The organism is Kribbella sp. NPDC051952 (assembly GCF_040680855.1).
Classification (GTDB): Bacteria; Actinomycetota; Actinomycetes; order Propionibacteriales; family Kribbellaceae; genus Kribbella.
On record NZ_JBFAXQ010000017.1, the window covers coordinates 44,202 to 65,909 of the forward strand.

Here is a 21,708-nt window from a genome sequence, read left to right on the forward strand (position 1 = left end):
TCACACCGCCTGCAGGCCGGGGTGGCCTTCTTGGATGACGAACGACTTCGCCGTGGCCGCCGCGGCACCGTGCTCAGACACCTTGGCCACATTGCGGAAGTCGGCGCGCATCTGCGTCGGGCTGACGGTGGCCCGGATGTACCCACGGCGGTTGTTGTAGAACTTCAGCCACGGGTTGGTCCCGACATCAGGGACAGCGGTGGCGCCGTCGCCGTCGCCGCTGGACGTGACCGAGCTCGTGACGAGCTCCGTTCCGATGGTCGCCGAGTTCGCGTTGTTGTAGTCGGCTTTCAGGTCGTTCGCCCAGGCCCGGTGTACGTCCCCGGTGAGTACGACGGGATTGCGGACGGCCCGATCGACCCAGCCCTGCTGGATCCGGGCGCGGGATGCGCGGTAACCGTCCCACGAGTCCATGCTCGCGCCGGTCGAGTTGAACCGCCGGGCGAAGAACACCTGCTGACCGATGATGTCCCAGGTCCCGAGGTGCTGCCCGAGACCGTCCAGCAGCCAGCTCTCCTGCGGGTTGCCGGGCAGGCTGCGCGTCGCCAGATCCGCGTCGGAGCAGAGCTTCCAGCCATCCCCACAAGCCTGGTCGTTGCGGTACTGCCTGGTGTCGAGCATGTGGAACGTCGCCAGACTCCCCCACCGCAACCGCCGGTAGAGCTGGATCGAGTTGCCGTTGTTCACCTGCGCGGGCCGCAGCGGCATGTTCTCGTAGTACGCCCGGTACGCCGCACTCCGCCGCGCGGTCCACTGCGCCGCAGTCAACGCCGGCGTGTTGTTCTCGCGGACAGTGCCAGCGAAGTTGTTCTCCACCTCGTGGTCATCCGGTACGACGATCCACGGAGCGGCGGCGTGGGCAGCCTGGAGATCCGGGTCGGTCTTGTACTGCGCGTACCGACGGCGGTAGTCCGCCAGCGCGACGATCTCGCTCCCCAGGTGCAACCGCGGGCGTCCGGTCGTGGCGCCGTACTCGTAGATGTAGTCGCCGAGGTGAAGGATCACGCCCGGGTCCTCCTCGGCCATCCGGCGGTAGACGGTGAAGTAGCCCTCCTCGTAGTGCGAGCAGGAGGTGAAGGCCATCACCAGGTCACGGCCGGCCGCGCCGATCGCGGGTGTCGTCCGGGTCCGGCCGACCGGTGACAGATGACCTTGGGCGCGGAAACGGTAGAAGTAGTCGGAGTCGGGGCTCAGGCCGTTCGCGATCACGTGCACCGAGTGGGCGGCGGCGTACGTCGCGGTGACCGAGCCGGAGGCAACGAGGGTGCTGAAGGTGTCGGTGGTCGACACCTGCCAATCGACGGCGACGTCGGCGTTCGCCATCCCGCCCTGGCCGTCGGCGTTGACCGGCGATGGGGCCAGGCGGGTCCAGAGCACGACGCTGGAGGCATCCGGTTCACCGGATGCGACACCGAGCTGGAACGGGTACGGGACTGCCGCGGTCGCTGCGATCACTGCCGATCGAGTCGGGAGTGCGCCGACACCGGCCGCGGCCAGTCCGCCGAAAACAAGGGTTCTGCGACTGATTGGGCTCATGAGGCCTCACCTTCACGGGTACTCAGGGCGGTAGGCCCCCGGTCTGGTGGAACTGTCGGTGACTTTCCGGGAACCTTGAGTGTGCGCGGTGGTTCGTGCCCATAGTGGCGCAAATCTCGTAACTTTCCTACGGGTCAGCTGAGCACCAGGATGAGCAAAACCGCAGCAGGAATGCCTTCCATGAGCGCGTTGAGCCACAACCTGCGTTCCGACGCGACCAGGACGACGGCCATGAACACGTGCTGCGCGGCGGTGAACGCGACCAGCGCCTCGCCCTGCGGGACGTGGCCGGAGCGCGCGAGGACGACGCCGATCACCAGCGCGAGCGCGGTGGTCAGGTTGTAGAAGCCCATGTTGATCGACCACATCCGGACCGCGTCGAGATCCCCGGGCTTGGTCAGGAACAGCGGATAGAGCTTCGGGTGCCGGTAGAGGAACGACTCCATCACGAACACCGACCCGAGGATCACCGCGATCACGATCGCCAGGACCTGCGCCGCCGTACTCATGACAGCTCCGCAAGGGTCACGCCGTGCCGGCTGGTGATTTCGTTGATGGCCGCGGGGTCCGCTGTGGCCAGATCCGCGAAGAACGCGCCCATGCGGCCGGTCTGGCTGATGGTGAGGAACTTCGCGGATGGCGTGAGTACCGAGAAGGTGTTCACGGTGCCGGCTGGAATGCTGATCGACGAGCCCGGCCCGAGGTCGTAGCCCTGGTCCCCGGCCTGGACCAGGATCCGGCCCTGCAGCACATAGAAGGCCTTGCTCCAGGACTCGCTGTGCGGAGGTGAGGCCGGTCCGCGCGGGGCGTCGATCTCGAAGAGTTCGTACTGCGCGCCGCTGTGTTCGGCGCCGACTTTGACCGTCACGATGGCGTCCGGGGCGGCGTACTCCGCGCCGGTTCCCGCCGTACTGAGGTGCACTGATTCATTCATGGAACGGACGGTAGGAGCGGTTTCGTCGGCGTGATATCCCGTCCGGCTGGGCCTCGTCCGGGCGGTGGATTCCCCACATTTCGGGGATAGGCGGCCTCGGTACGGCGGCGCATACTGAGCCCATGTGGGAGGGCCGCGCGCGGACTGCGCGCCGGGATATCGCGGCATTGGCAACGTCCGGACTGGGCGTCGTGGACTTGCATGCCGCCGCGATCGAGGTGGTCGAGCAGGTCGTCGGCAGTGAGCTGACCTGCTGGGCCGGGATCGATCCGGGCACGCTGGTGATCAGCTCGATGACGAGCGGCCGCGACCGGATTCCTGCCGAGTACGAGCCCCGGCTGGCCGAGACGGAGTACGCCGGAACGGTGCCGAACTCGTTCGCCGAGCTGGCCCGCCGGTCAGATGCAGTGGCCCGGCTGTCCGATCTGCCGTATCGCGACGTCGTCGGACACCGCCGGCTGAACGAGGTGTGGCGGCCGCTCGGGCTCGAGCACGAAGTACGGGCGACGTTCACGGTCGATGGGGATTGCTGGGGCGCGGCCGGGTTCGTCCGCAGCGGATCGGATTACAGCGATCGCGAGGTGGAGTTCCTCGGCTCGGTCGCCGCAGTCATCGGTGCGGCGACGCGGGTCGCCGTGCGGACCGACGCTCATGGGTACGGCGCGGGCGTGGGTCCCGCGATCGTGGTCACGGGTCCTGGCGGTGAGCCGCGCGCGATCACCGCGGCCGCGCGGACATGGCAGGACGAGTTGAACGAGATCGCTCCCGGGCGGTTCGCCGTACTCCTGCGTGCTGTGGTGACCGGGACTCGGGCGGCCGGCACATTTCAGGCGCGGGTGCAGACGGCTTCGGGTGGCTGGGTCGTCTTACAGGGCAGCCGGTTGATCGGAGACTCCGACGAGGAGGTTGTCGTCACGATCGAGCCGGCGTCTGGTCATCACCTGGTCGGGATGTTGCTGGCGGCGTACGGGCTGACGACGCGGGAGCGGGAGATCTGTTTGGAGGTCATCTCCGGGCACACGACCGCAGAGATCGCGGATCGGTTGTCGATCTCGCCGCATACGATCCAGGATCATCTGAAGGCTGCGTTCGCGAAGGTCGGCGTACGGAGTCGGGGCGAGTTGGTGGCGACGCTTCGGCCGGAGGACCTGACGGTCAGGCCGGGGAGCTCTTTGCCTTAGGCCGGGGTGAGCTGTTTGCGGTAGGTGCCGGGTGGGATGCCGAAGTCGCGTTTGAACGCCTTCGCGAAGGCGAACTCGGACGTGTAGCCGATCTCCTTCGCCACCGTCGCGAGCGGCTGATCGTGGTCGCGCAGCATCCGCGCGGCCGTCGTCATCCGCCAGCGCGACAGGTACGTCAACGGCGGCTCGCCAACGGCCTCGGTGAAGCGCCGAGCGAACGCGGCCCGGGACAACCCGACGTCGCCCGCGAGGTCCGCGACGGTCCAAGCCGCGCCGGGCCGGTCGTGAATCAACTCCAGCGACCGCGCCACCGCCGGATCGGTCAACGCCCGCGACCAACCGCTCTCGGTCGGGCAGCCGTGATCCTCGAACCAAGCCCGCAGGATCAGCACCAGAAGCGCATCGACCAGCGCCGGTACGACGGCCGCGGCACCCGGCCGATTGCCGTCGAGCTCCTCGCCGAGGATGCCGATCGTGGTGTGCAGGGTGCGATGCCGGCCCGGATCCGCGGGGACGTGCACGACATCGGGCAGCTTGCTCAGCATCGGATGCGGCCGCTCCCGATCGAGCCGGTAGGTCCCGCACAGCAACAGCGCCCGGGCGCCCTCACCCTGCGCAGGCACCACGTTCTCCGGATCGAAGTCGACCAGCGGGGAGTCGGGATGATCGGCGATCGCGTGCTCGAGCCCGCGCGGCAGGAGTACGACGTCACCCGGGCCCATCGCGACCGGCGCGGCTCCGCCCGATGGCAGCAGCCACGCGGTCCCTTGCAGGACCAGGTGGAAAGACGCACCGAAGGAGTGGCTGAACCGCAGGCCCCACGGTCCGCGGACGTCGGTGCGGGCCGAGGCGGCCGGACCGGTCCGGAGCACGGAGACGACGTCGGCGAGAACATCCATGGTGGGAATCATACTCGCGCCACTCAAGACGATGGGACATGAATCAGCGATCTATGGACATAGATCCGCTTCTCTTGCCTGCCTAAGGTCGGTAGTACAAGCCTAAACAACAAGGAGTACGGATGAGCATCGTCGTCACCGCCGCCACCGGTCACCTCGGCCAGCTAGTCATCGATGAACTGCTGCAGCGGGTACCGGCCGACCAGGTGGTCGCGGTCGCCCGGAACGCCGAGAAGGCCGCTCCGATCGCGGCCCGTGGCGTCGAGGTCCGGATCGCCGACTACAACGACCCGGCCGCGCTGGCCACCGCGTTCCGCGCCGGCGACACGGTCCTGTTGATCTCCGGCCTCGAGCCGAATCGGCGGGCGCAGCACCAGTCCGTGATCGACGCGGCCAAGGCAGCCGGCGCCGTACGAATCGCCTACACGAGTGTGCTCGGCGGGCCGGAGGCCGATTTCGATCTGGCCGCTGACCACCGGGCGACCGAGCAGGCGATCCTCGACTCGGGTCTGCCGTACACATTCCTCCGCAACGGGTGGTACCACGAGGTCTACACCGAGCAGATCGGCGTACAGCTCGAGCATGGTGTGGTCGGTAGCGCGGGTGACGGTCGGATCGGGTCGGCTTCCCGGCGCGACTACGCTGCCGCGGCGGCCGTCGTCCTGACCGGGGAGGGTCATGAGAAGGCGGCGTACGAGCTGAACGGGGACACCTCGTGGACGCTGACCGAGTACGCGGCGGAGCTGTCGAAGCAGGCTGGTCAGGAAGTTGCCTACAACAACGTTTCGCCGTCGGCCCATGCCGAGGTGCTGGTCGCCGCGGGGCTACCTGAGCCGGTGGCTCAGCTGTTCGTCGGCGTCGACAACGCGATCGAGCGTGGACTCCTGGCCGGACGTGGCTCCGACCTGGCCCGCCTGATCGGCCGTCCAACTACCCCACTCGCCGATGCGATCGCAGTGGCACTGAAGAAGTAGTCATGGAAGCGGACTTAGTCCTCTCAACCTTAGATCTCCTGGCCGCCACTCAAAGGTGATCACGTCTGCAACGCGTGTGCCCACCTCCAACTCCCCCGTCACCGGCCCGCCGATGATGCGGCGGGGGTTGGTGGTGGCCATCGTGAGCGCCTCGGGGAGCGAGAAGGCGTTGGCTGCCCACGCGACGCCGTCCGCGAGTGGGGCGGCCGCTCCGGCGAGGTACGGCGTACCTCGCACCAGCAGTCGCCCGTCATCGGTCAGCTCGACCTCACCTCCGACGGGTGACGAGTAGATCCCGGGTGTCTGCCCGCCGACCGCGACCGAATCAGACACCAGGAACGACCGGTCCACGCCCTTCGCCCGAACCATCGCAATGAACGTGTCCCTCGGCAGATGGTGGCCGTCGGCAATGAACCCAGCCTGCAGCCGATCCTCGGCCAGCTGGCTCCACAGGTAGTTGGGGTGCCGCGGCAACTGCGCATGCGCACCATTGCCCAGATGCGTGGACAGGCTCGCGCCGGCATCCACCGCTTTGCGGATCTGCGCTGCGTCAGCGTGGGTATGTCCAATCGCCGCCCGAGTGCCTGCGGCAACTACCGCGGCAACGAACTCAGCGCTCCCCGCCCAGTGCGGCGACACCGTGACGATCCCGACCAACCCGCCCGACGCCCGCTGCCACGCCTCGAACTCATCCAGATCCGGCGGTCGCACCTCCGCGATATCGTGCGCCCCGCGCGGCCCGTCCTGATCCGAGATGAACGGCCCTTCCACGTGCACACACGGAATCGCAGCCGCAACCTCAGGATGTAGGCGCCGCGCCGCCGCGATGATCTCCATCGCCTGCTGCAACCGCGCAGCCTCAGCGGTGATCACCGTCGGGACGAATGTCGTCACCCCGACCTGCCGCAACGCGTCCCGTAACCCGACGACCGTCTCAACAGAGAGGTCGTCGCCATTCAAGTCGAACCCGGCGTACCCGTTGACCTGCAGATCCACCAACCCGGGGCAGACCCAAGGCAGCCCCGGCTCGCCACTCGCGGGCGCTCGGTCGATGGTGGTGATCCGGCCGTCGGCGTACTCGAGGTGCAGGACGTCGCCCGACCACGGATCGCGTCCGGACAGCCTGCCTACAGCCATCGCACCCGCTCCCGGAACCGTCCGATGAAGGCCGCGTTCGCCTCGTCACCACCAGGCGCGTTCCCACTCCGCCACACCGGCGGTACGACGTCCCGCTCGATCAGCAGCTCGATGGTCCGCATCACCATCAGGTTGAGCGTGAACGCGTTGGCGAACGTAGAGACCGCGCCGACCCGCTCGGACATCCCGTCGAGCTCGATCACCGCGTCCCCGATCGGGACCTTCGTATCCACCGCCAGGTCGACCACCTCATGCAGGTTGGCGGCCGACGGATGCCGGGCCGGATGATCCTTCGCCGTCCGCTCCGCGTGCTCGCGTGAACTCACGCCGATCGTCCGCGCGCCCCGGTCTTTCGCGGTCAACGCCGCGTCGATAAGCGCTGCGTTGATCCCATAGGCGTTCACCAGAATCAGCAGGTCGTCAGGGCCTAGCTCGGCGTTCTCGATCACGATGCGCCCGTAGCCTGCGGTCCGCTCGACCGCCATCGATCGCAGCGCACCGTTCGACAGCAGCGTTCCCTCGTCGAGGATCGCCGAGACGTGCATCAGTCCACCGGCGCGGAAGAAGATCTCCTGCGCGGCCAGATTGGAATGCCCGCCTGGCCCATAGACCTGGATCAACCGGTCGGCCCCGACTTGTTCGGCCATCGCTTGAGCGGCCGCTTCGACCGACTCCGTTTCCTCGGCCTCGATCCGCCCAAGCAGCGTGGTGATCGCGGTCAGGTACTCACTCATCCCCTGCCGCCTCCCGATCCACAAACAACCGGGCGTGCGAATGCGTCCGCAGCACGCTGGCCGGGACATCCGGATCCACAGGTCCGTGCAGAGTCCGTCGTACGGCGTTGCGCTTCGCGGGACCGGACACCATGCAGAAGATCTCCCGCGCCGACAGCAGACACGGAACGGTCAACGTCCACGCATGCGTCGGTACGTCGTCGAGTTGCGCGAACAACCCCTCATCCACCTGTTGCCGCCGACTGGTCTCGTCGAGGGCGACCACTTGCACGAGGTCGCTCGTACTGAAGTCCGCCGGCGGATCGTTGAACGCCAGATGCCCGTTCACCCCGATCCCGGCCAGCACCACATCGATCGGCGCGGCCGCGATCGCCTTGGTGTAGCGGTCCGCCTCGGCTGCGGGGTCCGCATCACCATCAGGATCGAACGTGAGCAGTGGCGCCGGCGCAGTGAAGTGCCGGCCCAGCCAGCGGCCGAACCGTTGGTCGGCGTCGGCGGGGAGGCCGACGTACTCGTCCATGTGGAAGGCCTGCACCTTGGACCAATCGATGCCCTCAGCAACAGACAACGCGGCGAGGGTGTGCGTCTGACTCGGCGCGGCGGCGAGGACCAACCGTGCCGAGCCCTGCTGCTCGATCGTCCGGCGCAGGGACTCGGCGGCTGCGGCCCCAGCCGCGGCACCCAGCGCCACCGGATCAAGGAAGACTTCGACTGCGAGCTTGTCGACGATCATCAGGCCAGCCGCGTGTGCTGCTCGCCGAGGCCGTCCGCCCAGACCCTCAGGACGTCACCGGTGCGGAGGAATCGCGGTGGCTTCTGCCCGGCGCCGACACCGGCCGGTGTGCCGGTGCTGATCACATCGCCCGGATACAGCGTCATGAACTGGGAGATGTAGTGGACCAGATGCGCGACGGAGAAGATCATCTGCGCCGTCGAACTGTCCTGCAGTACGTCGCCGTTCACGTCGAGCCCGAGCTTGATCGCCTGCGGATCGGGAACCTCGTCGGCGGTCAGCACCCACGGACCGATCGGGCAGAACGTCGGCGCGTTCTTCCCCTTGTCCCACTGCCCGCCGCGCTCGAGCTGGAAGTGCCGCTCCGACACGTCGTTGACCAGCACGTAGCCCGCGACGTGGTCCAGCGCTTCTGCCTCGCTGTCGAGGTACGCCGCCGTACGCCCGATCACGACTCCGAGCTCGACCTCCCAGTCGGTCTTCTCGCTGCCGCGCGGAATCACGACATCGTCGCGAGCGCTGACCACGGTGTCCGGCGCCTTCATGAACAGGATCGGCTCGGCCGGCGCATCCTGACCGCCTTCGGCCGCGTGGTCGGCGTAGTTCAACCCGACGCACACGATCTTCCCGGGGCTCAGCGGCGCGGCCAACCGCACGTCCTCAAATGCCGATGCCGTCTCCACGTCCGCGCCGGCCGCCCGCTCCCGCAGCCGATCCACGTCGTACGCCGCCTCGACCTCACCGTCCAGCGTCGCCACCCGACCGTCCTCGGTCAGTACGGCGTCGCGCAGGCCGGCATCGGTGTGCACACGTAGCAATCTCACTGCTTCCTCCAAGGAGCTTGTTTGGCCCAGTTCAAGTACGCGATACCCAATGCATGGGACCCTTGCACCGGCACGAGTTGCACCGCGTCGTAGACACGCAGCGATTGCTGATAGACGACCAGGTCCTGCTCGGCGTATGCACCCCACCTCGCCGCCTGCACTGCATTGGCCGGTACGGCGTCTCCAGTGCCGTCGACGCGATACCAGACCTCGGTCGCCGACCGGACGACCCGCTGCGTGAAGGTCGCGGTGAACCGCTGTACGTCCGCCGCGAGACCGGTGTCGATCCCCGAGTCGTACGCCGCGTGCACGAACTCGAGACTGATCGCGGCATGACTGATGTCCTCGATCTGCCGCGAGGCCGGGTACGACGGCGTGTACTCCGAAATCCCCGCGGTCTTCGGGTATCCGGCATACAGCTGACTGTACGGCGGCCAGTACGGCCAGCTGTACGCACCATCGGCCTCGAGCGTCAGGCCGGCGCGGTACCTCGTCAGCATCGCAACGACCATCGTTCGGTAGCGACGCTCCCGCGTCACGCGGTAGAGCTCGACCAGCACCTGACCGAGGCCATGACTCTGGTTGTACGGCTGGATCGTGCCGTCGAACGGAATCGGCGCGCCCTTCGGCCAGACGTAGTCACCAGTCGCGACGTACTCATCGTCGTGGAACGCCACTGCTTGGCGCGCGGCGTTGAGCAGCTGGATGGCCCGGGCCCGGCGAGCACCCTTCCGCAGTCTCGGCGACTGCAGCACCATGCGCGCGTACCGAGCGAGCGGGAACGCGATCATCCCGGTGTGAACGCCGAACACGTAGTACTGCGGCTGGAAGGCAATCGTCCCCGCGGCCGGCGCGGGCGCGGACTGCGGCGAGGTCCTCAGATCGGCCGCGGTCCATCTAAGCCCTGCCGTGTAGGCGTTGTTGACCGCAGTCACGACGTACGACGCCGCCGCCGGATCCAGGGAGACACCGCTGAGTGTCACGACGCCCGTGGTCCCGGGGTTGCGGAGGATCAAGTCGAAGGTGGTGCCGGAGACGTTGGCTACCTCGGCGGTCGACTCGGCTGACCGGGCTCCGGACCAGCGCAGTTGCACGGCCGGCGCACCGCTGCCGTCGGGGAGTACGCCGTGGCCGGCGGTGTAGTTGCCCGCCGTACGCCAGACCTTGCCGGACCGGCCGCGGTAGTCCGTCACGCCGCGGGCGTGGTCGGTCGTCGCGAGCACATGCGCGGCGCGTTGCTCGAAGGTCTGCAGGTACTTCAGGTCTTGGTAGGCCTCGTACATCCGGAGCAGCGAGAGCATGAAGTAGGACTCGCCCCAGGCGTACAGCCCGACCTCGTTGTCCATCGGATTGCTCGCGAGGTAGCCGGCTTGGGCGGCATCGAACGCTGCGGGTGAGTCGTAGACGAGGGCGGTGACAGAACTGGTGGCGGAGGCGCGGTTGGCGAAGCTAGGGATCGTGGTTGTGCCGGCCCAGGCCAGGGCTCCGGTCGCGGCGGAACCTAGAAGCAAGGTGCGGCGGGTGACGGGTGCGCTCATCTCCTGGCGCCTCACTTGTTCGTCCAGCCGGACTGCTTCGCCCAGTTCAGGTAGGCGATCCCAAGCGCATGCGATCCCTGCACGGGGTTGAGCTGCTGCGCGTCGTACACCCGCAACGACTGCTGATAGATGAGCAAGTCCTGCTCGGCGTAGTTGCACCACCGCGCGCACTGCACCGCGTTGTCCGGCACGGGGACCGAGGTCCCGTTGATCACAAACCAGACCTCGTTCGCCGACCGGATGATGTGATGGGTGAACGTCGCCGCAAACCGTTGGACCTCCGTGGCGAGGTCGGCATCGATGCCTGCGTCGTACGCCGCGTGCATGAACTCGGTGCTGATCGCCGCATGGCTGATGTCCTCGTACTGTCGCTGCGCCGGGAACGACGGCGTGTACTCCGAGATCCCAGCCGCGGCGGTGAACCCGGCGTACACCTGGCTGTACGGCGGCCAGTAGGTCCAGAGGTAGGCGCCGTCCGCCGTGAGCTTGAGGCCGGTGCGATAGGCCTTGAGCAACTCCTTGACCCTCGTCAGGTGCCTCCGGCTCTTGGTCGCGCGGTACAGCTCGATCTGAACCAGTCCGAGACCGTGGCTCTGGTTGTACGGCTGGATGGTGCCGTCCCACGGGACGGGCGCGCCCTTCGGCCAAACGTAGTTGCCGGTCCCGTCCGCGTTGGCGACGTACTCACCGTCGTGGAACTGCACAGCTGCCGTCGCCGCCGCAAGCAGCTTCACTGCGGTCCGAAGTCGGCGCGGACCGCGACGCAGCTTCGGGTCCTCGAACACCATCCGCGCGTACCGGGCCAAGGGATACGCGACCATGCCGGTGTGGACGGCGAAGACATAGAAGTCCGACGTGAAGGTGACTGTGGTCGCTGCGGGCGCGGGCGCTGAGTGCGGGCTCTGCCTCAGATCGGCGGCGGTCCACCGCAAGGATGAGGTGAAGGCCTTGTTGACAGCGGTCACGACGTACGAGGGCGAGGCCGGGTCGAGCGAGACGCCGCGCAACGTGACGACGCCGGTGACGAACGGGTTGCGCAGGACCAGGTCGAAGGTCTCGCCGGAGACGTTCGAGACCTCGGCCGTCGACTCGGCCGGTCGGGACCAGGCCCACCGGATCTCGACAGCGGGCGTCCCGTCACCGTCGTGAAGCACACCGCGGCCGACCGTGTAGTTGCCGGCCGCGCGCCAGACCGGGCCTGACCGGCCGCTGTAGTCCTCTACGCCGCGGGCGTGATCGGTCGTCGCCAGTACGTGCGCGGCACGGTCCTCGAAGGTCCGCAGGTAGCGCTCGTCCTGATAGGCCTCGTACATCCGGAGCAGACTGAGCAGGAAGTAGGACTCACCCCACGCGTACTTCCCGTCCTCGTTATTCGTGGGATTGGTGGCGAGGTAGGCCGCCTGAGCCGTGTCGAAGGCCTCGGGCGAGTCGTAGACGAGCGGAGCGGCGAACGCCGAACCGGCCGGCAGCCCGGTCCAGGCAGCGACTCCGGCGGCAGCGGAGCCGAGGAAGAGGGTACGACGACTGAGCGATGTGTTGATCACGATGCCTCACTGGGGTGGACGGAACGGGCGGCGGTGGGCAGGTGGCGCTACGGCGGTCAGCCTTTGACGGCGCCGCCCATGCTGTCGAGGATGCGTTTCTGAAGCAGGAGGAAGACCGCGACGACCGGGATCAGCGAGATCACCGTGCCCGCGGCCAGGCCGCGCACATCGGTCCCGCTGACGCCGCTCAGGTAGGCGATACCGAGCGCGATCGGGAACTTGGACTGACTGGTCAGCGTGATCATCGGCCAGATGAAGCTGTTCCAGACCGAGACGAAGCCGAGGATCGCGAGCACCGCCAGTGTCGGCGCGACGATGGGGATGGCGATCCGCCAGAAGATCGCGAACTCGTTCGCGCCGTCCACGCGGGCCGCCTCGACGATCTCGTCGGGGATCTGCGAGAAGGCCTGCCGGAGCAGGAAGATGCCGAGCGACGAGAGCACGGCCGGCAGGATCACCGAGGCGAACGTGTCGGTCAGGCCGAGCTGGCTCATCACCAGGAAGCGTGGGATCAGCATCAGCTCGCCCGGCAGGAACATGATCGACAGGAACAGCATGAAGAACAGACCCCGGCCACGGAATGCGATCCGGGCCAGCGGGTAGGCAGTCAGCGCGGACACGACGAGGTAGACCGGGACCGTGATGCCGACGTAGATGAGTGAGTTCACCAGGAAGCGTGCGTACGGGATCGTTGTCCAAGCCTCGCGGAACCAGTCGCCCACCGGTGGCCGTGGGATCAGGTCCGGTGGGAAGCCGAACACGTCCTGGCTGGCCGGCTTGGTTGCCGAGCTCAACAGGATCAGGAACGGCCCGATGAAGAGCGCTGCTACCGCGATCAGCAGGACATACAGACCGATCCGCCGCGCCCTCCGCCCAGGAGTCTGCGCGGACGGACGTCCTGGCAGCTTGGTCCGCAGCTGTGTGCGGCCGAGCCGGCGCCGGGCCGCCATCAGCCGTCCCTCCGCCGCGTCACTACAAGGTTGAGGCCGGCCAGCACAAGCATGATCGCCCACAGCAGCAGTCCGACCGAGCTCGCATAGCCCATGTCGTAGTCCTGGAAGGCCTTCGACCAGATGTAGTAGCCGAGGGTCAAGGTCGAATCGAGTGGGCCGCCACGGGTCATCACGTACACGGACTCGAAGGCGCGCATCGCTTCGAGCATGCTGAGGATCAGCGTGACCGCGAACGTCGGTCGCAACGCCGGGACGATGACGTGTCGCAGTCGTTGCCAACTGTTCGCACCGTCGATCGTGGCCGCCTCGACCTGCTCGGACGGGACCGCCTGCAGGCCGGCCAGGTAGATCATCATGAACAGCCCCGCGTTCTTCCAGGCCTCCAGCAGCACGACGGTCGGCAGGGCCCAATGCCGGTCGAGCAGGAAGTCGATCGGTCCGGCACCGAACAGGCCGAGCAGCCAGTTCACGACGCCTTCACGGTTGAAGACGTACTTCCAGGCGACTGCCACCGCGACCATCGACGTGATCACCGGCAGGTAGTAGAGCATCCGGAACGCCTGGATCGCGCGCAGTTTGATGTTGACCAGCATCGCCAGGAACAGCGGCGCGACGACCGTCAGCGGCAGGAACATCACCACGAAGAGCGCCGAGTTGCGCAGCGCGATCCCGACCCTGGGGTCGTGCAGCAGCCGGGCGAAGTTGTCCAGGCCGGAGAAGCGGATCGGACTGACGATGTCGTAGTCGGAGAATGCCAGCTGGATCGCGATCACGGCCGGCCAGGCGAACATCGCGGCGTAGAACAGCAGCCCGGGCAGCATGAACACATACGGCGTGTACCAGCGCTGACCGACCGTGCGGCCAGTGAGGCTCGGCATACCGACCTCCTCTCCTGTCCGAAACCTGGCTTTCAGATTCAGAGTTAACGAAAACCGTAGCTCACATCGCGCCGAGCCGGAAGCAGTAATCCACAGCCGATTCTCCCGGCCCGCTGTCGACTTCTTTTCCACAAAGCTGGGGAGAACGAGTTGACGGCGGCGAATCGATGCCGAACACTGTGATGTCTGTAAGCCGCGTTTAGGACATCCGCTCTACCCAAGGGAGCTCGCGATGGCACGATCCTTACTGAAGGGCCGCCTCGTGCCCTTGGCCGCGTTGGTCTTGGCCCTGCCACTGGCGTTGTCCGCCTGCGTCTCCGGCAGTCCGGCCGGCGGCGACGACCCGAAGCAGTCCGGCGACGCCTACTCCGGTGACGTCGAGTGGTGGACGATCAACCTCCAGAAGAACTACGGGCCGGACATCCAGAAGTGGATCGACGCCTATCAGAAGGAACACCCGAAGGTGAAGATCAACTGGGTCGACGTACCGGGCCAGGACATCAACACCAAGCTGCTGGCCGCGATCGCCAGCGGCAAGGTTCCGGACGTCGTCAACTTCACCTCCGCGACCACCGGCCTGTTCGCCGGCTCGATGAGCGACCTGAACGGCCTGTTCAGCAAGGACGACGTAGCCGCCTACCTGCCCAACCTGGCCGACCCACTGGTTGCCGACGGCAAGCGGATCGCGATCCCCTGGTACAACGGCGGCACGTCGCTGGCGTTCTACAACAAGGACTTGCTCGCCAAGGCAGGCTTCGACCCGGCCAAACCACCCGCCACGTACGACGCCGCGCTCGCGCTGGCGAAGTCCTACCACGACGCGACCGGGAAGTCGGCCACCAACTTCATGGCCTACTCCAGTGTCGTGCAGGCCAACGGCATCCCGCTGCTGTCGGAGGACGGGAAGACCGCGGCCTTCAACACGCCGGAGACTATCGCGCTGGTGGAGAAGTTCAAGACCGCCTTCAGCTCCGGGGCGATCGCTCCAGGGAGCCTCAGCACGGACCAGCGCAACCTGCCTCAGTCACTGGAGAACAAGCAGATCGCGTTCAACCCAGCTGCCGTGTCCAGCACGCTGCTGAACATCCAGAAGAACTCCCCCGCCGTCTACGGCTCGATCGTGGTCGGCCCACCGGTGGTCGGTGCCGACGGCAAGTTCTACATGCCCGGTCAGCAGGTGATGGGCATCCCGGCCAAGTCGGACAACCAGGCCGCGGCAGCCGCGTGGCTGAAGTACGTTGCCGCGCCGGAGCAGCAGCTCGCGCTGTGCAAGCTGGTGCCGATCTACCCGTCGTCGGTGAAGGCTCTGGCCGATCCGTTCTTCACCCAGATCGCCGGGAACACCCCGGCCGACCAGGCCCGGAAGGTCTTGCTGCAGACCTTCAAGAACAGCGTGGACGCCTCGATGGGATCCGGCAACGACGACCAGTTGCGACAGCTTTTCGATGACCAGATCCGGGCCTACATGTCGGGTACGAAGACGGTGAAGGAAGCGTTGGACGCCGCCGAGAAGGCATGGAACGACACTCTCTCGAAGGGCCGATGAGCAGATGACCAACGGGGTGCGAATCGGGATCGTCGGCGCCGGGATCATGGGGCGAGGCAACGCCTTGTCCCTGTCCGGGTTGCCCGAGGTCGAGGTCACGGCGGTGACCAGCCGCTCGGCGGAGTCTGCCGGTCGGCTGGCCGACGAGATCGAGGGGCGCGGTGCGTCCCGGCCGGCGATCCACCCGGATCTGGATGCCTTGCTGGCGGACGAGTCCGTTGATGCCGTCGTGCTGACCACACCGGATGATCTGCACGGCGACATGATGGTGCGGGCCGCGTCAGCGGGGAAACACATCCTGGTCGAGAAGCCCTTGACCACCTCGGTCGCCGAGGCGGACGCTGCGGTCAAGGCGATCCGGGCGAACGGCGTCGTGGCGATGTGCTTGTTCAATCACCGGTGGGTTCCGGCGTACGCGCAGGCCCATGACCTGCTCGCGGACCTCGGCGAAGGGGCAGTTGCGTACGCGCGTAAGGACGACACGATCTTCGTTCCGACCGAAATGCTGTCCTGGGCGGACCGGACGACGTGCGCGTGGTTCTTGTCCAGTCACGACATCGACCTGGTTTCCTGGCTGCTGCGCGACCAGGTGCAGCGGGTCTACGCGACTGCTCGATGGGGGAAGCTCCGGTCGCTCGGGATCGAGACGCCGGACGCCATCCAGATCCAGGCCGAGTACTCACGAGGTGCGGTGGCCACGTTCGAGTCGGCGTGGATCTATCCGAACACCTTCCCGACCACAGTCGACTCGTATGTCTCGGTGGTCGCGAGCGACGGCGTGGTCCAGCTGGACCGGCAGAAGGAGAGCGTCGTCGTCGCTCGGCCGGACAGCTACACGTACCCGAGAAACATGCTGCAGCGCGTCATGCACGGCATCCCGGCCGGCGCGTACGCCGACGCGATCGCGCATTGGGTCTCGTGCTGCCGCACCGGCAAGCAACCGCTCATCACGATCGAGAGCAGCCGCAACGTCACCGCCGTACTGGAAGCCGCTCACACCTCGATCGAGACCCGGCAGCCCGTCGACGTCTCGATGATGCCTGATCCAGGGAACGCATGAACGCCACATCAAGCCCGGAGAAGCCGCGGCATATCGACGATCGGATCAACCGGATCGGGACCGACGACCTGATCAAGGCGTTCGGGTCACCTCCGGGTGTCCACGATCTCGGTACGCTGCGGTCGTTCGTGGCGGAGCACCAGCGCCGGCCGGCCTGGCCGTTGTGGGAGTGGGTCGAGGCGATCCGGTCGACGCCGGCTGCCGAGGCGGTTCTGGCCGAGGCGGCGCCGCTGCTCACCGGGGTGGAGGTGACCGGACGGGAGCACGGACGCTCGCGGCGGTACGGCTTCCACTACCTGGGCTGGCTGTCGCCGGGTGTCCACGCCTGGCTGCTCACCGGCGAGGACCGCTATCTCCGTGCGTTCGAGAAGCACCTGGATGACTGGGTGGAGCAGCGCGACTCGCTCACCGGTGAGTGGCCGGGACTCGACGTCATCTGGTACTCGCTGGGCACCTGGGCGCGATGCAGGAATCTCCTTCCCACATTGGAGGTTCTGACCGACTCACCGTTGTCGGACCGGGTGTGGGGTCGCATGGTCGCCACTCTGGTCGGTGGCGCTCGGTGGGCGTACGACGAGCACGATGTCTTCCGGCACGGCAACTGGCAGCTGGTGTCGGCGGCCGAGCTGCTGCACATCAGCTCCGTGCTGCCCGATCTGGTCGAAGGCGACAGCTGGGCGGCGCGGGCACGCGCACGGATCGACGAGCACCTGCTGCTCGATATCTACCCGGACGGCGGGCACTACGAGCGCTCACCCGGCTATCACAAGATGTGCCTGACCGCGCTGCAGATGGTCGCAGTGATCGATCCCGAGCTGGCCTCGCACCCCAAGGTGGCGGCCATGCACGACTGGTTGGGCGCGTTGGTCTCCTCCGGCGGCTGGATCCCGCACCTTCAGGACAGCCAGGTCGAGTGGCCGGCGACCGCCCTCCTCCGGGGCAGCTACCTTCTCGACAACCCCGCGCTGGCACGGATCGCCGCACAGTGGCTGACGCCTGAGGAGTTCGCGGCCGAGGCGGCGATGCTCCCCGAGTGGAGGGATCCGGCCAGGCAGCGACGCTGGGCCGCCACCCTTGCCGACCAATCCGCGGTGGCGTCGCAGCCGAGGACCACAGTGCTGCCCGACTCCGGCTATGCGATCCTGCACGGCAACGATGTGCGGGCGGTGATCAACTACGGCCCGCACATCGAGCACGAGCTCGAGTCGCATTCGCATCGCGCCGTACTCGATCTGACGATCGACGGGTGGCAGCAGCCGCTGCTGTGGGAGGCGGGTGGTCCGCCGAGCTATGACGATCCGGAGTACCTGACCTGGTATCAATCCGGGCGGGGACACAACACGGTGCTCGTGGACGATCGCGAGCTCAGTACAGACCGCGGCGTGACCGTCGATCCGTTGGTCGACACCGAGCAGTTGGCGATCTTCTCCGGTCATCACCAAGGCAACGGCGTACCGCAGTCCCGCACGATCGCGCTGGTTCGGGAGGAGCCCGCGTTCGTCGTAGTCTCGGACAGCAGCCCGGCCGAGTCGCACACGTTCCGCGCGTGCTGGCACTCTGTCCACCCGTGGCGTGAGCTCGAACCACTCACGTACGACGCATCGTCCGCCGACGGACCGGGACTGCTGCTGGTCGAGGTAGGTGACGCGTCGACCACTACTGCCGAGGTGTCCGAAGGTACGGCTCGGCGTCCGCTGGTCGATCGTCGCGTTGCGGAGTACGGGCCGCTGCACTCGCTGGCCCTCAAGCGCGAGGCCGGGGTCTTCACCACTGTTCTCGTTCCGCATGCGACGGCGGAGTTGCCGAACGTTCGGGTCACCCGTGACGATCACGAGCTGACCGTCGACCACGGGCACACGGTCGATCGGGTGCGGTCCTCCACTTGGGTGCGCACAACCCGGACGCACGTGCTGACGGAGTTGTTGTCCTGGGCAATGGGTTGGCAGGTGCGATCCCTCGTCGACCGCGATCACGAGCTGCTGCGGACCTCCGAGGATGTCGACGTCACCGCCGGCGTCGTCGATGGTGCAATGCGGCTGATCGTGACCTGCAGCGGTCGCTGTGGAGTGTGGATCCGGCCGACGGGTCATGTCTTGGTCGACGGTGTGCACGTCGACGCGGAGCCGGCTGAACGCGACTGGGTGCACCTCACGCTGCCCTACGCCGGCAGCTGGACCATCCAGGGGGCGCGCCATGACTGACGACGCCACCAGTGGCTGGTTCGATGCCCGGATCGTGACGGGGGCGCATCCGGCATCCCTTCTGCCGCCGACCGATCGCGACGCGATCGCGGCCCATCTGGATACGTACGGGATGTCGGGCGCCCTGGTGAGCGCGATGGCGTCGTGGTTGCACGATCCGCTGGGTGGAAACGCTGAGGCCACTGCGGTGGCGCAGAGCCTTGCTGATCGCGGTGTGCTGGCTTGCTGGACAGCAGTGCCCGCGACACCTGGTGAGCTGGATTCGCTGGCCAAGTTGGTCGATCAGGCCGTTGATGAAGGCGTTGCGGCGTTCAGGATCCATCCTCACTCGCAGGGGTACGCCCCCGCGTTGCTCGACGACCTGTATGCGGGGTTGGAGGCGAACGGGTTGCCGCTGTGCGTGGATGCCGCGGAGATCGGTTGGTCGGAGCTTGATGACATTGCGCGGAGGTTTCCGTCGTTGTCGATCGTGATCTCGAGCCTCGGGTACCGGAAGTTGCGCAGTCTGTGGGCGGCGCTACGGGATCACGATCGGTTGTTCGTCGATCTCGTCGACTTTGCTTCCCATCAAGGGGTGGAGTGGTTGGCCGCGCAGGGGTTGAGTGACCGGCTGGTGTTCGCGACGGGCCTCGGCATCCGTGATCCAGGCGAGAGCATCGTGCGACTCGCCTGGTCAGGCGTCGACGACGAAACAGTCACCCACATCGGCTCCCAAAACGCCCTCCAACTGTTCAAGCGCGCCACCCACGAACCCGAGCGGCGGGGCGATGAGCGGCCGGGGGCCGGTCCGCACGACGCCCGGGCGTCGGATGCTGGTGTCGCCGCCGGCGGGGCTTGGGACGAAGTGGGAGGACGGGCGTGATCGGGCGGCGGTCGGCGTACTCAGTCGTGGATGTGCATGCGCACCTCGGCCCGTATTCGTTGTTCTACATCCCGGACCCGGACGCCTCGACGATGGTCGACGTGATGGATCGGACCGGGACCCAGTTCACCGTCGTCGCCGCGAATCGCGCCATCCAGCAGGACGCCCACCTCGGCAACTCCCAGGCCCTCGCCGCCGTCGACGCGCACCCCACCCGGATCGCGGCGTACGCAGTCGTCAACCCGTGGCAGGACCCCGAGCGCGAGCTCGACCGGCTCGCGAACGACGAGCGGTTCGTCGGGATCAAGGTGCATCCCAGCTTGCACAAGTACCCCGTGACCGGTGCGCGGTACGACGCGGTGTGGGCGTTCGCCGAGGAGTCAGGCTGCCCGGTGCTCAGTCACTCCGAGCATCGATCGGCGTACGACGCTCCCGCGCTGTTCGAGGCGGTTGCGACGAAGTACCCACGGGCCTCCGTGATCCTCGGGCATGCCGGCATCACCCCAGCCGGTGTCGACGAGGCGATCGAGGCCGCCCGACGACATGAGTCGCTGTGGTTGGAGGTGTGCGGTTCGCAGATGACCGGGCCGCTGATCATGGCGATGGTCGAGCAGGTCGGCGCGGAGCGGGTGCTGTTCGGTTCGGACTTCCCCTTCATCGACCAGCGGATGTCACTCGGCCGGGTGGTCTGTGCACCGCTGACAGACAGTCAACGCCAAGATGTTCTGAGCGCGAATGCGCGCAGACTGTTCCGGTGGCGTCCGCTACCGGAAGGACCAGGGGTTGACGATGAGTGACTTGAACCAGCCGGCCGAACCGTCGACGACCGGCGAACGACTGCCCGCCGTCACGGTCGGCCTGTTCGGACCGAAGAAGCTGGTGCGGACGATGGCGGAGGTCGGGCTCGACATGGCGCTGCGGACGCCCAACCGGGTGCGGTTCATCAGCGCCGGGTACGACGACCAGGCCGACGCCGAGGAGCGGTACCTCAAGTTCCGCGACCGGATCGACTCGGCCGTCTTCCCCGGTCCGTGGGTATTCGACATCGCCACCGACGGGCATTGGCTGACGGTCCCATCGACCCACCTCCCCCTCACCGGCGCCGCCCTGTACGCCGCGTTGCTCCGGGCCAGCCTGACGGTCGAGGACGTCGACCTGAGCCGGGTCAGCATCGACTCGCTCTCCGCGGCCGACGTCGAGGAGGCGTACGGCGAGATCGGCCTCGACACCGCCGACGTGTTCGACATCCCGTACCAGGGTCCTGACTCGGTCGCCGGGTTCGCCGCATTCCACCGGGAGAAGTGGGAGCAGCGGCACACCACAGTCGCGCTGACCACGATCCTCTCGGTCGAGCGAGAGCTGCGGGCGCAAGGCATTCCGGTGCTGCGAATCGCGCCCATCCGATCGAGTGTGCGCGATGCGCTCGAGACCGCGATCCTGCTCGGGCAGGGCACCCGGATGGGTGCGCACCAGCTGGCGATGATCGCGGTACAGCCGATTCCGGCAGGCTTGTCCCGGGCCGAGTCCGGCGACTACTGGCAGCAGGAGCTCGCGTTGATGACGCACCAACGACTGCTCTCCGAGGCTCGCCAGGTCGGCGCGACGGTCACGCGCCGCTCGGACACGCTGTACCTCGTCACGACCACGCACGGCGCGTTGGTCCGGTTGACCGAACAGTTCACCGTGGCGCCGTTTCTGGGCGCACTGACCGCGCAGCTCGGCGTACCGGTCGCGATCGGGGTCGGCGCCGGGCAGACCGCGCGGGACGCTGAGTCCAACGCGCTGATGGCCGTGGAGGACTCGGCCAGCCGCGACGGCAAGGTCGCGGTGTACCTCGACGACACGAGTGCGCGGACGGAGCTGCCACCCGCGGCGGCGGTCGCGACCGAAGCCATGCCTGTCGACAGTTCGCCACGGATCGATCCGCGGGCACTCGAGATCGTCACCTCGATCGCCGCCGCGACCACACCGGCGCCCGGCCAGCAGGTCGTCGTCGACGTCGAGAGCGTCGCCGACATCATGCAGGTCACCCAGCGAACCGGACTCCGGATGCTGAAGGAGCTGGTCGAGGCGGGTCTCGCCTGGCCGCTCCCACCGGCGCGATCGACCGGCGGTGGCCGGCCCCGCCAGCAGTTCCGCCTGCTCACCGAGAAGCTCGACTGATCCCCGCCCCT

General features: G+C 67.3%; 20 protein-coding genes. 8 read left to right on the top strand and 12 right to left on the bottom strand.

Translation table 11 applies throughout. The features are described from left to right. From AB0L70_RS27975 to AB0L70_RS27985, 3 genes are all read right to left on the bottom strand, one after another. Entirely contained in the window at positions 1-1,536 is a 1,536-nt protein-coding gene (locus tag AB0L70_RS27975; RefSeq protein ID WP_363689235.1) for an alkaline phosphatase D family protein, read from the bottom strand. A 134-nt stretch (positions 1,537-1,670) separates the two neighbouring features. Beyond that, positions 1,671-2,045 (bottom strand): DUF1304 family protein, encoded by a 375-nt coding sequence (locus tag AB0L70_RS27980; protein WP_363689237.1) that lies wholly within the window; start codon positions 2,043-2,045, stop codon positions 1,671-1,673. Further along, a complete protein-coding gene (locus tag AB0L70_RS27985; RefSeq protein ID WP_363689239.1) occupies positions 2,042-2,470 on the bottom strand; it encodes a cupin domain-containing protein in 429 nt (142 codons plus the stop codon). Before AB0L70_RS27985 ends, AB0L70_RS27980 begins: the two co-directional genes overlap by 4 nt. A gap of 122 nt (positions 2,471-2,592) precedes the next feature. Between AB0L70_RS27985 and AB0L70_RS27990 the strand changes: the two genes are divergently transcribed. After that, positions 2,593-3,651, top strand: coding sequence for a LuxR C-terminal-related transcriptional regulator (locus AB0L70_RS27990; RefSeq protein WP_363689241.1), 1,059 nt, complete (start codon positions 2,593-2,595; stop codon positions 3,649-3,651). On the opposite strand, the gene AB0L70_RS27995 is transcribed toward AB0L70_RS27990, so the two are convergent. Further along, positions 3,648-4,550, bottom strand: a complete 903-nt coding sequence (locus AB0L70_RS27995; RefSeq protein WP_363689243.1) for an AraC family transcriptional regulator — start codon at positions 4,548-4,550, stop codon at positions 3,648-3,650. The two genes, AB0L70_RS27990 and AB0L70_RS27995, sit on opposite strands and share 4 nt — an antisense overlap. A 122-nt stretch (positions 4,551-4,672) precedes the next feature. Here AB0L70_RS27995 and AB0L70_RS28000 point away from each other — a divergent pair, with 122 nt between their 5' ends. Beyond that, a complete protein-coding gene (locus AB0L70_RS28000) occupies positions 4,673-5,524 on the top strand; it encodes an SDR family oxidoreductase (RefSeq protein ID WP_363689245.1) in 852 nt (283 codons plus the stop codon). Here the strand turns inward: AB0L70_RS28000 and AB0L70_RS28005 are convergent, their stop codons facing one another. The 8 genes from AB0L70_RS28005 to AB0L70_RS28040 are packed head-to-tail and all read right to left on the bottom strand — an operon-like array spanning position 5,525 to position 13,865. Further along, positions 5,525-6,661, bottom strand: coding sequence for an amidohydrolase family protein (locus AB0L70_RS28005; RefSeq protein ID WP_363689247.1), 1,137 nt, complete (start codon positions 6,659-6,661; stop codon positions 5,525-5,527). It abuts the gene before it with no gap. Beyond that, complete coding sequence (locus AB0L70_RS28010) at positions 6,652-7,395, bottom strand: sugar isomerase domain-containing protein (protein ID WP_363689249.1); 744 nt, start codon at positions 7,393-7,395, stop codon at positions 6,652-6,654. The genes AB0L70_RS28005 and AB0L70_RS28010 overlap by 10 nt, the downstream gene beginning before the upstream one ends. Beyond that, the gene (locus AB0L70_RS28015) at positions 7,388-8,128 is read right to left on the bottom strand and encodes a 6-phosphogluconolactonase (RefSeq protein ID WP_363689251.1); all 741 of its coding nucleotides are present in this window, start codon (positions 8,126-8,128) and stop codon (positions 7,388-7,390) included. The genes AB0L70_RS28010 and AB0L70_RS28015 overlap by 8 nt, the downstream gene beginning before the upstream one ends. Beyond that, positions 8,128-8,952, bottom strand: a complete 825-nt coding sequence (locus AB0L70_RS28020) for a fumarylacetoacetate hydrolase family protein (RefSeq protein ID WP_363689253.1) — start codon at positions 8,950-8,952, stop codon at positions 8,128-8,130. Before AB0L70_RS28020 ends, AB0L70_RS28015 begins: the two co-directional genes overlap by 1 nt. Continuing rightward, complete coding sequence (locus AB0L70_RS28025; RefSeq protein WP_363689255.1) at positions 8,949-10,490, bottom strand: hypothetical protein; 1,542 nt, start codon at positions 10,488-10,490, stop codon at positions 8,949-8,951. Before AB0L70_RS28025 ends, AB0L70_RS28020 begins: the two co-directional genes overlap by 4 nt. Positions 10,491-10,501: 11 nt before the next feature. Beyond that, positions 10,502-12,034 carry a hypothetical protein gene (locus tag AB0L70_RS28030; protein WP_363689257.1) on the bottom strand — a complete coding sequence of 511 codons (1,533 nt, stop codon included), beginning with the start codon at positions 12,032-12,034 and terminating at the stop codon, positions 10,502-10,504. Between the two features lie 56 nt (positions 12,035-12,090). Next, positions 12,091-12,984 (bottom strand): carbohydrate ABC transporter permease, encoded by an 894-nt coding sequence (locus tag AB0L70_RS28035; RefSeq protein ID WP_363689259.1) that lies wholly within the window; start codon positions 12,982-12,984, stop codon positions 12,091-12,093. Beyond that, positions 12,984-13,865, bottom strand: coding sequence for a sugar ABC transporter permease (locus tag AB0L70_RS28040; RefSeq protein ID WP_363689261.1), 882 nt, complete (start codon positions 13,863-13,865; stop codon positions 12,984-12,986). The genes AB0L70_RS28035 and AB0L70_RS28040 overlap by 1 nt, the downstream gene beginning before the upstream one ends. 232 nt (positions 13,866-14,097) lie before the next feature. Between AB0L70_RS28040 and AB0L70_RS28045 the strand changes: the two genes are divergently transcribed. The 6 genes from AB0L70_RS28045 to AB0L70_RS28070 are packed head-to-tail and all read left to right on the top strand — an operon-like array spanning position 14,098 to position 21,697. Further along, positions 14,098-15,411 carry a sugar ABC transporter substrate-binding protein gene (locus tag AB0L70_RS28045; RefSeq protein WP_363689263.1) on the top strand — a complete coding sequence of 438 codons (1,314 nt, stop codon included), beginning with the start codon at positions 14,098-14,100 and terminating at the stop codon, positions 15,409-15,411. Positions 15,412-15,415: 4 nt separating this feature from the next. Then, a complete protein-coding gene (locus AB0L70_RS28050; RefSeq protein ID WP_363689265.1) occupies positions 15,416-16,471 on the top strand; it encodes a Gfo/Idh/MocA family oxidoreductase in 1,056 nt (351 codons plus the stop codon). Continuing rightward, entirely contained in the window at positions 16,468-18,672 is a 2,205-nt protein-coding gene (locus tag AB0L70_RS28055) for a heparinase II/III family protein (protein ID WP_363689267.1), read from the top strand. Before AB0L70_RS28050 ends, AB0L70_RS28055 begins: the two co-directional genes overlap by 4 nt. Next, complete coding sequence (locus AB0L70_RS28060) at positions 18,665-19,534, top strand: amidohydrolase family protein (protein WP_363689269.1); 870 nt, start codon at positions 18,665-18,667, stop codon at positions 19,532-19,534. The genes AB0L70_RS28055 and AB0L70_RS28060 overlap by 8 nt, the downstream gene beginning before the upstream one ends. Next, on the top strand, positions 19,531-20,331 hold the full coding sequence (locus AB0L70_RS28065) for an amidohydrolase family protein (protein WP_363689271.1): 801 nt from the start codon (positions 19,531-19,533) through the stop codon (positions 20,329-20,331). Before AB0L70_RS28060 ends, AB0L70_RS28065 begins: the two co-directional genes overlap by 4 nt. After that, on the top strand, positions 20,324-21,697 hold the full coding sequence (locus AB0L70_RS28070) for a hypothetical protein (RefSeq protein WP_363689273.1): 1,374 nt from the start codon (positions 20,324-20,326) through the stop codon (positions 21,695-21,697). Before AB0L70_RS28065 ends, AB0L70_RS28070 begins: the two co-directional genes overlap by 8 nt. The last annotated feature ends 11 nt before the right edge of the window (positions 21,698-21,708 follow it).